At 38.3% G+C, this 15,585-nt stretch carries 8 protein-coding genes; 1 reads left to right on the top strand and 7 read right to left on the bottom strand.

Annotated elements, in window-relative coordinates:
- Positions 1-15 precede the first annotated feature (15 nt).
- Together HMPREF9455_RS07000 and HMPREF9455_RS06995 are read right to left on the bottom strand one after the other, a co-directional pair.
- Positions 16-1,674, bottom strand: coding sequence for a RagB/SusD family nutrient uptake outer membrane protein (locus HMPREF9455_RS07000; RefSeq protein ID WP_006798935.1), 1,659 nt, complete (start codon positions 1,672-1,674; stop codon positions 16-18).
- Between the two features lie 14 nt (positions 1,675-1,688).
- Entirely contained in the window at positions 1,689-4,817 is a 3,129-nt protein-coding gene (locus HMPREF9455_RS06995) for a SusC/RagA family TonB-linked outer membrane protein (protein ID WP_006798934.1), read from the bottom strand.
- Between the two features lie 456 nt (positions 4,818-5,273).
- Here HMPREF9455_RS06995 and HMPREF9455_RS06990 point away from each other — a divergent pair, with 456 nt between their 5' ends.
- Positions 5,274-9,350 carry a hybrid sensor histidine kinase/response regulator transcription factor gene (locus tag HMPREF9455_RS06990; RefSeq protein WP_006798933.1) on the top strand — a complete coding sequence of 1,359 codons (4,077 nt, stop codon included), beginning with the start codon at positions 5,274-5,276 and terminating at the stop codon, positions 9,348-9,350.
- A 490-nt stretch (positions 9,351-9,840) separates the two neighbouring features.
- On the opposite strand, the gene HMPREF9455_RS06985 is transcribed toward HMPREF9455_RS06990, so the two are convergent.
- Genes HMPREF9455_RS06985 through HMPREF9455_RS06965 form a run of 5 tightly spaced genes read right to left on the bottom strand, consistent with a single transcriptional unit; the run spans position 9,841 to position 15,105 of the window.
- Positions 9,841-10,389, bottom strand: coding sequence for an RNA 2'-phosphotransferase (locus HMPREF9455_RS06985; RefSeq protein WP_006798932.1), 549 nt, complete (start codon positions 10,387-10,389; stop codon positions 9,841-9,843).
- A 1-nt stretch (position 10,390) separates the two neighbouring features.
- Positions 10,391-12,490, bottom strand: coding sequence for a hypothetical protein (locus HMPREF9455_RS06980; RefSeq protein WP_044215674.1), 2,100 nt, complete (start codon positions 12,488-12,490; stop codon positions 10,391-10,393).
- Entirely contained in the window at positions 12,444-13,037 is a 594-nt protein-coding gene (locus tag HMPREF9455_RS06975; RefSeq protein ID WP_006798930.1) for a hypothetical protein, read from the bottom strand. The genes HMPREF9455_RS06980 and HMPREF9455_RS06975 overlap by 47 nt, the downstream gene beginning before the upstream one ends.
- 12 nt (positions 13,038-13,049) lie before the next feature.
- Complete coding sequence (prfH, locus tag HMPREF9455_RS06970; RefSeq protein ID WP_006798929.1) at positions 13,050-13,673, bottom strand: peptide chain release factor H; 624 nt, start codon at positions 13,671-13,673, stop codon at positions 13,050-13,052.
- Positions 13,674-13,707: 34 nt separating this feature from the next.
- Positions 13,708-15,105 (bottom strand): RtcB family protein, encoded by a 1,398-nt coding sequence (locus HMPREF9455_RS06965; RefSeq protein WP_006798928.1) that lies wholly within the window; start codon positions 15,103-15,105, stop codon positions 13,708-13,710.
- Positions 15,106-15,585: the final 480 nt, after the last annotated feature.

The raw sequence follows: 15,585 nt of genomic DNA, 5'->3' as shown, positions 1-15,585 counted from the left end.
AGCTTATAACTAATATTAATATCCTGGATTATTCGGCTTAAGGTTTGGATTTATATCCATTTGCGACAATGGTACAGACCATAGATAATCACGGGTATTATTAAATTTATATTCTCCTGCACGCAGATAACCGCCATCTATACTTGAAGAAGAGCCTCCAAACTTAAATCCATGCAGATATCCACTGAGAACCTGATCCCCTATTTTCCAGCGTTTGATATCGAACCAACGCAAACCTTCGAGAGCAAGCTCGACACGCCTTTCATTCCTGATAATGTCCTGCAACTGTTGCTTACTTTTTGCACCAGGATAATCCAGTGCAGCTGCAGTTGTATGCCCGGCCCGTGCACGGATAGGTTTAATAGTCAGCCCCCAGTCTTCCGAACTGATCTTATCTAATTCATTACATGCTTCTGCATACATCAACAGTACATCAGCATAACGAAACATGATGATATTTGTACTGTTTTTCATATTCGCTCCCATGTTCCAGTCATAATACTTGCGTACATAATATCCGGTTTTGGTTTGCAGGTCCAACATTCCTTTGTAAGAATCGCTTGTTCCTGAACCCAGTTTTGTTTTTATAATACTAACAGAGCCATCTTTATTGAGCCACTCATAATTATCGTACACTATCGTTCCCCACAAGCGTGAATCCCTGTTTACATACGGATTGTTTTCATCATAACCAGGGTCTTTATCAGCGCCTTTTACCGGAAGCCCGTTCATTGTCAGATAAGAGTCTACCAGTTCCTGTGTAGGATTGTCCGCAGATATTTCTGCATATTTAGAAATCGGAGCCATACCCTTCATGTCGGTCCATGCCTTTAAATCGGGAACATATGTGATATCCAGAATAACCTCCCTGTTATATTCCTCTTCAGGAGTAAAAAGCCTGAAATAGCTTTGCATAGGATCCTTTGAATATTCAAACAACTTGTATTGCCCATACTTATCCTGCTCTTTTATAAGGCGCCCTGCATATAATTTTACCTTTTCGTAATTGTTTTCGTAAAGATATGCCCTTGCCTGAAAAGCACATACGGCACCGAGAGTTATACGTCCGTTTTCAGAAACAGGAAGATTATCGACCTTAGGCAGGTAGCCCCTGTTGAGGATATCTTCGAGTTCGGCATGTATAAACTCCATTACAGTCGCTTTTGATGTACGGCTTATAACATAAGAGTCGTCCAAAGACAGTTCGGAGGTAAAGAAAGGTATATCTCCATAGTAATTAGTCATTCTAAAGTAGATGAAAGCCCTTACAAAACGTATTTCGTCAATCATCCTGTTCTTTGCATTATCACTTAAACCCGGTACCCGGTCTATATTTTTGAGGAATACATGACATGTTTTGATTCCTGCGTACGAATCCTTCCATTCATTTTTGAAAAGCTCTAAGGAAGAGGTAGCCTGACCTCTGCGTATAGTGCTGGGATCACTTGAGCCATAGGTATGAACCATATTATCGCTAAGGTATTCATCCCGCCACATGATGCCGGCATTGTACATTTGGTTGTATGCCATATTTACGACCAGCATGGCCTTGGACTCGGACGTCCAGTATTTAGCATCCGTAAATTTATCGCGGGGTTCCCTGTCGAGGTCTTCACAAGAAGAGAATGACAGAATCCCTGCGAGTATGGTTGCAATATATAATAAATTTTTCATATTCATATACTTATTTAAAATTCGAGGTCAATACCAAATCCGTAATATTTAAGAGTAGGATAATTCCGTCCGCTGTTTGTTCCGCTTCGTCCCATGTTGTTGTCATACTCCGACGATTCGGGGTCGATGAACGAATTTGCAGACAAAGTGAATAAATTCTGAGCGTTTACATAAGCTCTGACTCTGCCCAGCCCTATTTTTTGTACGATTTTCTTAGGAATAGTATATCCTATCTGGATATTTTTCAGACGAAGGTATTTTCCATCCAGAATAAAAATATCAGAACCGCGTTTCCAGTTGTTTGCAAATGAATCCGAAGAATCGTCTGTCAAACGTGGATATCTGGCACCTGTATTTACAGGAGACCATGTATCGAGCTGGTGCTTATACATTACCGGATACCAGGCCCCGCTATGAAACGGTACATAGATATCACCGCGAAGCGCTTGTTTACGCTGGCCTACACCTTGTATCAGCATTGACAGGTCGAACCCTTTATAATCAACATTGTAGGTAAACCCGAAAGAATAGTGAGGGAAACCATCACCCAGGTAAAAACGGTCATCGTCATTTATTATACCATCGCCGTTACGGTCAACAAATTTCAGGTCACCCGGCTGGATATTTTTCACATTATCAGGGATGGCGGAATTTTTGATTTCATCATAGCTTTGGAAGAATCCATCCGTTTTTAATCCGTAGTATGCTCCTAAAGGCAAGCCTGCACGTGTAATATATCCGACATTACCATCGACTGTTTCAATCTGTTCTTGTGGGATATCAGTGACTTTATTTTTTGAGTTTGCTATATTGAATGAAAAATTATGATTGAAGCCTGCGGCACTTAATCTGTAATTCAGGGTAACTTCCCATCCGCGGTTTATCATTGACCCGATATTGACCCATTGCAATTCCGTGCCATACGTACTCGGAGTTATCGGCCTATCGAGCATATCCGTGGTTTTCTGATCGAAATAATCCAGATTAACAGTTAAAGAATTATTTAAGAACGTTAAGTCAGCTCCAATATTGAATGTTTTCACCTTTTCCCATTTCAGGTCAGGGCTAGCCTCTGAAAATCCGGTTCCTGATAGGGCATTATTGTTGAATCCTACACTGTTCGGATAGGCTGTATATGTTGTAAAATAGAGATAGTCCGGTATTTCCTGATTACCAAGTATGCCCCATGAACCCCGAATTTTCATATCTCCTATTTTGTCCTTATAAAAGTCCATGAAAGATTCTTCGGAAGGACGCCAACCTAATGAGACAGAAGGGAATGTACCCCATCGGTTATCTTTAGGGAAGCGGCTCGAGCCATCGGTACGTACAGTTGCTTCTGCATAATATTTATCTGCATAATTGTAATTTACACGGCCGAAAACAGATTGGATTACACGTTCTGTAGTACCATTTACCTCAGTTCTACTATCATTAAATACTGTTTGCGTCTCTCCTTCAGCAATCGGTATTCCCAGGTCGATATCAGTATATTTTGTTTTTACGTCTATTCCCTTGTTATTCAAATACTCCTGCGAAACTCCGGCCATTGCCGTTAGTGTATGTTTGCCAAACTGCTTATTATAATCGAGTAGAAACTGTGCATTTAAGAATGTACCTTTAAACGAATAATTTTCGGTATCGCGGTCTGTATTTTCAGTTCTCGCTATTTCTGAACTATTCTGTTTATAAAGATCATACTGGAGTCTGCGTATAAAACGGGAATTGGATGTCATATCCCAACCGAATACACCTTTGGCTTTAAGGTTATCGATTATCTTAAAGTCTAAACTAACACCGAGATTTACCAAGTCATTATTATGCTTGTTGTAGCCCCCCAATTCGAGAGCAGCGGCAGAATTTGTACTAATAGAACTTTGAATATATCTTCCCGATGCGTCTCTTGGTGCATTGTAATAATATTTCGGTGTACGGGCTGCATCGGCGATTTTGAAACCGGAATTCGCTTCATCCCCTTTTATATCATTTCTTGTATATCCGAGTATTACATTCAACTTCATACGTTTATATTCGGTAGTGAGATTGGTCCGCAGATTGTATCTTTTAATACCATAATCAGGGCCTATGAAGTTACTCCCCTGATTGTAATATCCACCGGAAACCATATATGTCGAATTTGTTGTTCCACCGGAAACACTCACATTGTAGGATTGCTGAAGAGCTGTTTTGAAAATGTAATCCATCATCCATTCAGCATCCTGATGATCTTTCAGGTCCTGAATTTGCTGAGGGCTATAAGCAAGGGTGTTTCCCCCATTTGCTAATGCCAGATTCATCATCGTTGCGTTTTGCCATCCCTCAAGTGGCGTATACAAAATTTCAGGAGATTCGAAACCAACCGATCCGCTAAAACGAACTGTCGGCTTAGCGTTTTTCTCTCCTTGTTTAGTTGTAATCAAAATGACACCACTGGCCGAACGTGATCCGTAAATAGCAGTACTACCGGCATCTTTAAGTACAGATATGTTTGCTACATCGGCTGGATTCAACTTGTTCATATTATCGATATCAGTGATCATACCGTCGATAACAACCAAAGGAGTATTATTTGTCTTGGTTTTAACCCCGCGAATATTTATATTCATCGTGTTGTCATTGGGGTTCATACTCCTCTGCTGGATTACAAGATTGGGTGATGCCCCTTGCAATGCCTGTGTCAGATTTGCAACAGGACGGTTTTCTATTGCTTTGGAAGTTATCTGGTCAACAGCTCCTACAACGTGTCTGCGCGTGGTAGTTCCATACCCGATAACAATTACCTCATCGAGCATTTTAGTATCTTCTTCCATTACAATATTGAAGAATGAGGTACTTCCGGCTTTTACTTCCTGAGTAAGGAATCCAACATACGAAAATACCAGAATATCGTTTTCATTACAATTGATAGTAAAACCACCATCGATATCCGTTACTGTTCCATTGGTTGTACCTTTTACAGTCACACTTACCCCTATCAGAGGTTCTCCCGCTCCATCTTTGATAATACCTTTTACGGCAGCCTGTGTCGATGGCGGAGTAACTAAATTGTCAGTTTGCTTTGCATACACTCCTCCTGTGGTTAGGGACAGAACGAATGCCAGCAGCAAGCTAAAAATCAAAGATTCACACTTTTTGCAAGTCATACATGTTTGATTTAATTAATTATTCGATAAAATATTAGATTCTGTAAATAAATAAGATTATCGCTGAGTAAACGATAGAAAGAAACAGGTTAACTCGAACTTTCTTTTTCCATAAATATTAGCCTTTTTAGGATTATTAGATTAATGTGCTTTTTAAAAGTCTACTTTGGTATTTTTAAACTTTAATTAACACAAAAATAGACCCGATAACTTTTTTCTTTATACGAATTTACGACATAAAAATACTGGAAGTTGCTTTGGCGCTTGATTCGTACTTTTTAGTCTCAAATTCGTACTTTCGTGAATGTTAAAGCATTTAGAAGGGGTCTCTATATATCAGTTTTTATACTAAACAATATCTAAAAAGTACTATATTTGTAACACTTTGTGATCTCACTATACAATACTCCTCTCTTACTTTTAAAGATGGACTAGTTCGAAATAAAAGCCAATACCATGAAATACAATTCACAAATAAACAGGCTTGTATTGTTTACAATATCAATAATTTTATCCAACTCTATATGTGCTTACAGCCTCCGGCAATATTCAAGTAAAAACGGGCTTTCCAATAGTGCTATATTATCCATGTATCAGGATAAAGAAGGCCTCATGTGGTTTGGGTCATGCGAAGGTTTAAATATGTTTGATGGTCTAAAGTTTCAGGTCTTTATGCCATCAAATGAAGAGAATATCCTGTCCGGAAATATAATTGAAAGTATTCTTGAGGCAGAAGATAATACACTGTGGATACAAACAAATTACGGATTAGACCGTCTGGACAAACAGCTTAAGACAGTCCGCACCTTTAAGGAATTTAAGGGAAAAAACTGGGTTATTAAAAATACGGCAAACGATATTTTTGTTGTAAAAAATGACAATTACCTTTACTACTATGTAGCAAAAGAAGATAAGTTTCATAACATATATATAGAGGATCTGGTATTCGACGATATACTGCAAATTGTTATTGATAAAGAAAATACCTTATGGGTTTTCATGAAAAACGGTAAATATTTCAGTTACAACATCCATCCGGATGAGAATAGAAAACCAACCCTGATCAAAAAGAACTATTTTACTAATAAAGAAAATATTATCTGGTGTTTTTATGAGGATGGTATCTTTTATTTTGTAGACGACACCTATGCGCTGTATGAGTTTGACCCGATTTCGAAGAATAAATACTATATACATGATATATCTGCCGAGGTGGTCAAATATGGAGATATATCCTCTATCATCAAGTATAAGGATAACTATTTCATCGGATTCAAAAATAGTGGCTTGATCATACTGCAACACATACCTGAACAAAAAAAACGGTTCTCTATATATGAAGTAGACATAAAATCGGGTATTTTTTGCCTGATGAAAGATAAGTATCAGGATATTGTATGGGTGGGTACCGATGGGCAGGGAGTATATATGTATTATACCGATTCGTATACAATAAAGTCAACATTGTTTCGGGATATCCCCCATAATATAAACAATCCTATAAGGACATTTTATCTCGATGATAAAAATACATTATGGATAGGGACAAAGGGGGACGGGATCGTTTCTCTTGGGGGCTATGATATTGCAACAGGCAGCCAGACTACATCGACTCATTTTCAGACAATGAATAGCCTGTTGAAAGATAACTCAGTGTATACGATAGTGCCCAGCAAAAAAAATATCTTGTGGATAGGAAGCGAAAAAGGAATAAATTATTATTCATATAAAGACAAGAAAATTAAGAATATAGATGTATCCATAGACGGGAAACCGGTACAATATGTTCATTCGATATGCGAATTTAACGACTCCACGCTCTGGATAGCAACTGTAGGTGAAGGTATTGTGAAAGCCCGTCTGGGCGGAGACAACGATAATCCGGTAATAAGCAGCGAAAAATTGTTTTTGTTTGATGAAGGTAAATTTTCTTCAAACTATTTTTTTACCACATATAAAGAAAACGATTCTATCATCTGGTTTGGAAACAGAGGATACGGCGCTTACAGGATTAATAACCATACTGAAGATGTTGAAACTTTCACCTTCGACCAAAACGATAAGAACCAGACATTGAATGATATTTTTTCAATTCTGAAAAACAAAGACGGCTATTGGTTTGGAACAAGCTATGGACTGGCACGGATGTATGATGATGGAAAGAAGCAGACTTTTGATAAAGAGAACGGATTTCCGAATAATGCTATTCACGGTATCCTGCAGGACTATTATAACAACCTGTGGCTAAGTACAAATCAGGGGCTTATCAAATTTAATATAGCACAAAACACATTTCAGACATACCGCCAACACAACGAGTTGGAAGTGACAGAATTTAGTGACGGTGCTTACTTTAAACACGAAAACACCGGTGTCTTATTCTTTGGCGGTATTAACGGATTTGTAACGATTATTGCCAATGAACCGGCAAAAGAGGATTATAGTCCGTCTATACAGTTCAATGGCTTATCCATATTCGGTAAAGAGAATAATATATTCGATTTTTTAGAAACTAAAAACGGAGATAAGACACTAAAACTCAATTACAAACAAAATTTCTTCTCTATATCTTTTACTGCCGTGGACTATATACATGGCAACGATTACACCTACTTCTATAAATTGGATGAGCTGAGTACTAACTGGATTGATAACGGCACTTCCAATACAGCAGCATTTACGAATATTTCTCCGGGTAAATATACTTTGTTGGTGAAGTACAGAAATAATATAACCGGGAAGGAAAGCCCTGTGCAATTTTTATTTATTGATATAGTCCCTCCCTGGTATCTTACTAATATGGCCTATCTGGTATATGCCATACTTTCCCTTTGCATTCTGTTCATTATTATACGGTTTTCTATCAAATGGTATAAGATGAAAAAGGATAATATTATAGAAAGGCTGAACCGTCAGCAACGTGAGGAAATCTATGAGTCTAAACTTCGCTTCTTTACTAATATTACGCACGAACTATGTACTCCTTTGACTCTGATATATGGCCCATGCGAAAAGATACTTTCCTATAAAAACACAGATAATTATATAAACAAATATGCAACCCTCATTCAGCACAATGCTGAAAAGCTAAATGGGCTGATTTCCGAGCTCATCGAATTCAGGCGATTGGAAACAGGTAATAAGACCCTTGAGATAAGGAATCTTTCTGTATCGGAGTTAACCCGTAATATAACAGATTCGTTTACAGAACTAGCTGAAGCTAAAGGCTTCGAATATGAAGTCAGCATTGAAGAAAATGTTTTGTGGAACACCGATTCGGGATGCTTATCCAAGGTTGTAACCAACCTTATTTCAAATGCATTTAAATATACATCTGACAATGGGAAAATAGGTTTTGAGCTATTTGTCAAAGGGAGAAAACTTCATATTGCAGTCTCAAATACGGGAAAAGGCATTAAGAAAGAAGATATAGCCAAGATTTTCGACCGCTATACGATTCTTGACAATTTTGAAGGACTGAATAAGAATAAAGTGTCTCCAAGAAATGGTTTGGGACTGGCGATTTGCCATAATATGGTGAAATTACTTGAAGGTGAGATAAATGTATCCAGCACTCCTAATGAAGTGACCGTATTTACGGTAATTCTTCCTGCTTTGGAAGCTACCGACGATTCATCGGCTTACGATAGTACAGAACTAAGCCTCATAGAAGAAACTCTGCCTGTTAATCTGGAAAATTCACCCGTACCAGATGATTATATACTGCCCGGATATGATAAAGAAAAGAGAACAATAATGATTGTAGACGATGATCCGTCTATGTTGTGGTTTGTAACGGAGATTTTTATAGAACAGTATAATGTAATACCCATAAATGATCCGAAGGAAGTAATACCTTGCCTGAAAAAGAACCTTCCCGATCTTATAATTTCGGATATAATGATGCCTGATATCGACGGATTGTCACTAACAGCCTCCATAAAGGCAGATAAACTCCAAAACCATATACCTTTAATTCTTTTGTCGGCTAAAAATACCGAGGAAGACCAGATCAGAGGTATTGATTCGGGTGCTGAAGTATATATCACCAAGCCTTTCAATGTGAAGTATTTGGAAAAAGTAGTTGAGCGGTTAATTAAAAGAAAAGAAGATTTGCAACAGTATTTCTCTTCGGCTTTAAGCTCTTTTGAAGTAAGTGAAGGGAAACTTACGCATGAGGAAGACCGGAGATTCATGGAAAAAGTCTATGAAATAATAGAAACAAATATAGCAAATCCTGATCTTTCTGTAGAGACTATCAGTTCTTCGTTGGGGTATAGCACCCGTCAGTTTTATCGAAGACTAAAAGATATTACTCCCAAAAAAACAGTTGATATAATTAAGGAATATAAACTGGATGTGGTAAAAAGGTTGTTGATCAGTACGAATTTATCTGTAGATGAAATTATGGATAGAACAGGCTTTGCTAACAGAGGAAACTTCTTCAAGATATTTTTCCAGAAGTTTGAAACAACTCCTAAAAAATACAGGGAAGAGGTTCGTAAGAACGCAGAAAAATCTAAAGACATATAGGACGAGCCCGGCACTTATTTTTCTGAAAAAGTTTATCTATAGAATTATAGCTGATAGTCTCTCACTGTTGGCTAACAGTTCTTTGACATATTGAACAGATCCCTGCTCCCGAGGGAGGAAAGAAAGAGTGAAAAGTGGAAAATAAAAAGCTGGGAAAGGTGTTACTTTTGTTACCTTTTAGGAATTCATGTAGGGGTAATCCCTCGTGGTTGCCCATTTCTCGGATAACGGGCAGGCACAAGACCTGCCCCTACAAAAATGCAAAACCTGTTACCTTTGTTACCTTTTTTCGTCCTTGCAACAGATTTTTAAACACGGAAAACCAATGGCCAGCGGAGCCCAAAAGGAGTAGTACGGAGTTTTTATAAAGGAGATGCTTCGCTCGGCTCAGCATGACAGGGTATGACGGTTCTCTAAAAGAGAACGGCTAATAGCTGAAATATGTGTTACCTTTGTTACCTTTTTAATTATAAAATTTCCTGCGTTTACCCTAAATTTGTTTCAAGATGTATTTTACATCTACATAGTTGGTCAGCCATACCCCATTATCCGATTGATAAAACAGGATACCATCCTGATACATCTTTCCTGACATAATAGTAAGGATCACAGGCTTACCATGCCTAGCCCCGACCTTTATTGCAGTTTCTTTATCCTTACTCAAATGGACATGCCGGCGGCTACCTTTCACAATACCTTGCTCCATAATGGAAGACAGGAAGCGTGTAGCTGTCCCATGATACAGGTATTCGGGCGGTTCAACAGCAGATAAGCCTAAATCTATATCAATGGAATGCCCCTGATTTGCCCTGATTTTATTCCGCTTTTCATTAAATGAATAACGTTGTTTATCGTTGGTCTCAACAATCTCTATAAGGTCTTCCATCGAAAAATGATAACGGTGCTTTCTGCATTTTTCTATAAGCTCTTTTACATTGGCCCATCCATTTTCGTCAAGCTCTAATTCTATTTTTGCAGGATCATGCCTGAGTACCAGGCTAAGAAATTTACCAATCCGCTTTTTATCTTGTTCTGTCATCTCAATTATATTTTTCTGCCAACTCCTTTAAGTGCTTGCGATAGAACAGGCATTCGGCATCTTCTATGACCTCACTCAGATTGAAGTCTATAGCATATTGCCTGATAAAGTCTTTGACTTGTTCTTTGTTTAACGTTCGCTTATCGCTCAGGTAGTCGGCCATTTTTATTAATAGTTTTTCCTGTTTTTTTAATGTTTTTTCTGCTAGTTCTTCGGCTTTTAGCAGCAGTTCTTTTGCTTCTACATTGACAGTTTCACTGCTATTGTCGAATATCACAGAAGGTGTATTATTCATATTCTCATTACCAAAAAAAGCTCTTGTATTACCCATCCCGCAAATATAAATAGCATAGGTTGCCAATCGGGTAGCTTTCCCCAGATCGGAACTTGAACCGATGGTAACATTCTCTTCTCCAAAGATAATACGTTCTGCAACAAAGCCTCCCAATAATACAGCCAGACGGTTTATAATCTCCTTCTTGGATATATAATTCCATTCGGGACGAGACAGGACAAATCCATCGCTATTACTATCGGCCGTTACCGAAAATATCACTTCGGGTATTGTCTTCATTAATACAGATGAAAGAATCGCATGTCCGCTTTCGTGAACGGCAACAATAGCCTGTTCGTCATTTTGTTTCTCCCGGCGTAGTTTGCCTAGTACGAGTGGCTGCTGATCTATTATGTGATGAATTACCTTATTATCTTTCAGAAAATCAATCTGTAATGCTGTATTATCTTTCAACGAGGCCTCGTCATTTATAGTAAACCGAAATGAATCTGCTTCATATCCATTCAGATAGATTTCGTTCAGTATTTTTCCTAAACGCGTATTCACGATCTGATGAACAGTAGTAAACAATGGACGTGTCCCTTGTGTGGGGTAAACTCCCTCTTCGTATATCAACTGCTCTACTTTAGTATCAAACAGCATTTCTATGTTATATGTATCGGCCACTTTTCTTTTCACCTTATCCAGTTCGAGACGGATAATTCCATAAAATGATTGTTCATCGAAAGCCGGATATATGATATGATTGTTTCCCAAACGCGCAATCTGTTCACTGCGAAAACGACTTAGTAAGGCTTGCTTTACTTCTGTAACGGTAATTTCAGTGGACTGGCGATGAAATTCATTTGCACTCATATCGGGATTAAGGTTGTGGCTCATCGTATATACCTCATCCAGATTCCCCATAACAAATATCAATGATTTGGTACAATCCACAGTCTTCGGTTTCAACGATGCTTTATACAAACAGATCAGGTAATCGACTGTCTGATCTCCATCCATTCCATTCAATTTATCCCGAAGATCGCTTTTTGCTATAAACAAATGATCTACCATATCGAAGATTGTATCCAGATCACCATCAGATATAAAGAACGTTTTTTCCTTTTTACCTCTCTTCTCTTCTTGTTTGTTGTGCAGACTAAGCGTTTCTTTATATATCTCAATATTTGCAGTTACGATACCTTTTTCAACTTCCACCCCTTTATACAAAGCCAGATCGAGCTTCTTTATCAGTTTGTTGAACCAGCTCATATTGTAATCGAAGTTGACAATGTCGAATTTCCCACTATCCAGCAGATCCCATACGGCACGGATTGAAGCCCGGTCTATTTCTTCCTGCTCTTCGTTGATCGTCCTTGCCAGCTGAAACTCATCCAGTCCGATAATAAAAGGTGCTCCATCGCAATTGGTATAAATATCTTTGAATGAATCCTGTATATCGAAATAGCGGCTTGTACACTCTCCCAGATCGAAGCGAAAATAATGTTCAGTGTACCCGAGTAATTCTGTCAACCGTTTGATCACAGAAGTCTTTCCTATTCCTGTCAATCCCCACAGGTTGATAATTACCGGACGGTCTTGCATTTCGGGAAAGAAAAACCATGAAGTAATTGCATTGGCTATCTGATCGATAACATGATCGATTCCAATAAACTCCTTTTTCAGTTGTATGATAGCATTGTTTAATATTTCTTTTTTATCAAACAAGTGTTTTTTATATTGTTCTGTTTTTATTTGTTCCATCATTTGCTTTTCATTAATATGGAAAATATTCGAAATACTTATTCCATATGATTTCTTCATACTTGAAAGCATAGCTTTCAGCATAATTTTCACCTCTGTCGCAGTCTTTTCGTCTTTTAGTATTTATCCTGTCATGGTGATGACCTAATTCGTGTAAGAATATGTGTAAAAGTAAATACGCTTTGATCTGATTTTCAGTAAAATTGCAAATAACATAATCTTTCTTTATTTTATATTCGACACCTAATTTTACAAATATCTCTTTATGAGCATTGAAATGACATAAGGCATATTCTACCGTCATATCTTTATTCCAGGCGCAGATAGCTATCACACCATTCCTATACCATCCATCTGTATAATAGCTTCCATGTGCCAGCAATACTGCATTAAATTCAACATCTATTTCTTCCCTGTTTGGAAGTATTTCTAAAAACTGTTTTATATCTCTCTTTTTTAGAAAATGTTTATAGCCTTTGCCCGGATTTTCAATATCTATTTGAATATCATCCTGATGCGTGTTCCAATAATTGGGAGTTTTTGCATGCCTGTTTTTCTTCTGCACACTCCCTTGTTTTACTCTGGTCGCTGTCCGTCTCGCAAACATAGTTGTCGTTTTTTAAGTCAACGGCTCCTGTATTACTTTCACAGGATTTCCCCGTTGAAGGGTATTATGATTATTCCAATTCTCCTGAGCTTTCTGCATGTTTTGTTCCATATTCCATGCAGCCAACTTAATTAAAAGACGTTCGACCGCTAATTTCTTGTTTTGTAATTGCGAACGTTGATCGGAAGCTGTTACGCTCAAGCCGGAAGATATATGCGTTGCCCTTACTGCCGATTCGGTCTTATTCACATGTTGTCCTCCCGGCCCCGATGCACGTAATGTTTGGTATGAAATTTCTCGTTCATCCACATTATGCTTATCGGGAATAGTAAAAGATCTGACGCCGACAAACCAATTCTTTCGTTTATGGTAAATGCGGTAAGGACTTTGAGCAATCCATTGAATTGTGCCTTCCCATTCTCTCACTATCTCGTCTGCTTTTAGTCCTTCTATAGAGATCACAGCTGAAAATAGTGTACGGTTTATCTCACCAGGTTCTCTTTCTACAACTTCTACATCAAGACCTATCTTTTTAGCTTGTGTCAATATCTTTTCTACTGTTAAAGCCACTACACGGCCACATTCGGCAGGACCACGGCCTGAAGTTATTTGTAGGTATATTTTACAATTTCTCATCGTCTGTTTTGTTTAATAAAAGGGCCTGTACCCCTTAATCTTTATTCATTCTCACTATTCGTGGCATAAATTTTCCATGAATATCTACCAATGATTCCTGTGCAGGCATTACCCTCTCAATGTCTTTATAAGCCAATGGCATTTCTTCCACACTGCCGCCAATAAGAGTTACTCCGTTCTGCGATAGTAATTTTTTCAAAGCCGATTGTGTGAACTGTTCCTTCGCTTTCTGGCGGGACATCGCCCTGCCTGCTCCATGCGAGGCCGAATTAAGAGATTCTTTCTCTCCTCTTCCGCAGACTAAATAACCTGTTGTTGCCATACTTCCCGGAATAAATCCTGCCGCACCTTTACCAGCAGGAGTAGCACCTTTACGATGTACAATTGCATATCGGTTAGGAGCTATTTCTTCACGCCATGCGAAGTTATGATGATTATTTACATTGGCTATAACTCTTACACCCAAAGCCTTACTTAGATTGATATGTATTCGTTCATGACAGGCCTGTGCAAAGTCGCCCGCCAGATTCATACTCATCCAATATTCCTGTCCGGCTTCGGTATTAAGATTCAACCACGCAAAATGCTGTGATTCTCTTGGCAACCTGCATACTTCGCGTGCGATATCGCTGTAATGACGCGCGATAGCAGCTCCCATACCCCGCGAACCTGAATGAGAAAGCAATGCCATATAATTTCCTGCCGGAAGATTCAATACATTGTCGTTAATCAGTTCTATTTCTCCGAATTCCACGAAGTGGTTTCCTCCTCCCGATGAGCCTAGTTGACGGACAACTTTTCCATGCAGCATTTTTAGTAATGGAGTAAGTTGAAATTCGTTTCTGTCAAGTATATCATGTTCCTGAGGAAAGCCTAAACATCCATCTATACCGAAATGTGTGTATTCTTTCAATGCTTCCTTAATCTGATGTGAATAACGTTTCAGATAATCCACATTTACATCGAATACCGACAGACTCATCCGACAACCTATATCCACACCCACGGCATAAGGTATCACTGCATTTTCTACTGCCAACACCCCGCCAATAGGCAATCCGTATCCGGCATGTGCATCCGGCATCAGGGCTCCTGCAACTGTCACGGGCAGGCGCATAGCGAGTTCCATCTGCTGCTTCGCCAGGCTTTCAATAAACTTACCACCGTAAGTTTTGTATGGTAATGGTGTATCTAACAGGTTATAGACTGTAAATTGCTTGTCGATAATAGTTGGAGAAAAGTGTTCTGCCAATTTCCCCCATATCTCGTCTCTTTTATATTTTTCGGGATTATCCAATAAATCACTTAACACCCTTATGATCTGCTCTTTGCCATCGTGTTTACAGTGCTTGTTTATTATATTTATGGCAAGGCTACGTGCTATGTTGTTGGTATATCCCAGTTTACTTAATTCTTTTGGTTGTATGCCCATAATTGTTTTATGATATGAATACGCGCTGAACCGGACAAACAATATTTGCCGGAGGCAGGTCATATTCCTGAGTGACACATGGACAGATTTATAACTGCCAATGAATCAGCATTGATAATAAAAAATTAAAATTGTGATTGTGAAACTAACCCATGTCTATCAACTTTGCAGCCGTTGATTGTGATAGATCTGTTCAAATATTGTAAGGGTCATCATCCCGATAGCCCAAATTAGTTTCCTGTGCTTTTGTGTTCTATTTTTTGACCAACATAATTATACCCTTTCTCTAAAACTTTTAAGGGTTAGTATTCTTTTTTACGGATGCAAATATATAAAGACTTTTTCAATTAACAAATATTTAGAATAAAAAGATATATTATCCACAAAGCGTGGGTTAAAGGAATAATCATTTACTTCAATAAATATGGAGAACCGGAGACTTTCGTAAAGTTTAGAACTACGTCGAACAGATGATCAAAT

Source organism: Dysgonomonas gadei ATCC BAA-286 (assembly GCF_000213555.1).
Taxonomy (GTDB): Bacteria; Bacteroidota; Bacteroidia; order Bacteroidales; family Dysgonomonadaceae; genus Dysgonomonas; species Dysgonomonas gadei.
The sequence above is the reverse complement of the archived record's forward strand: the minus strand, read 5'-3'. Positions and strand labels throughout refer to the sequence as shown.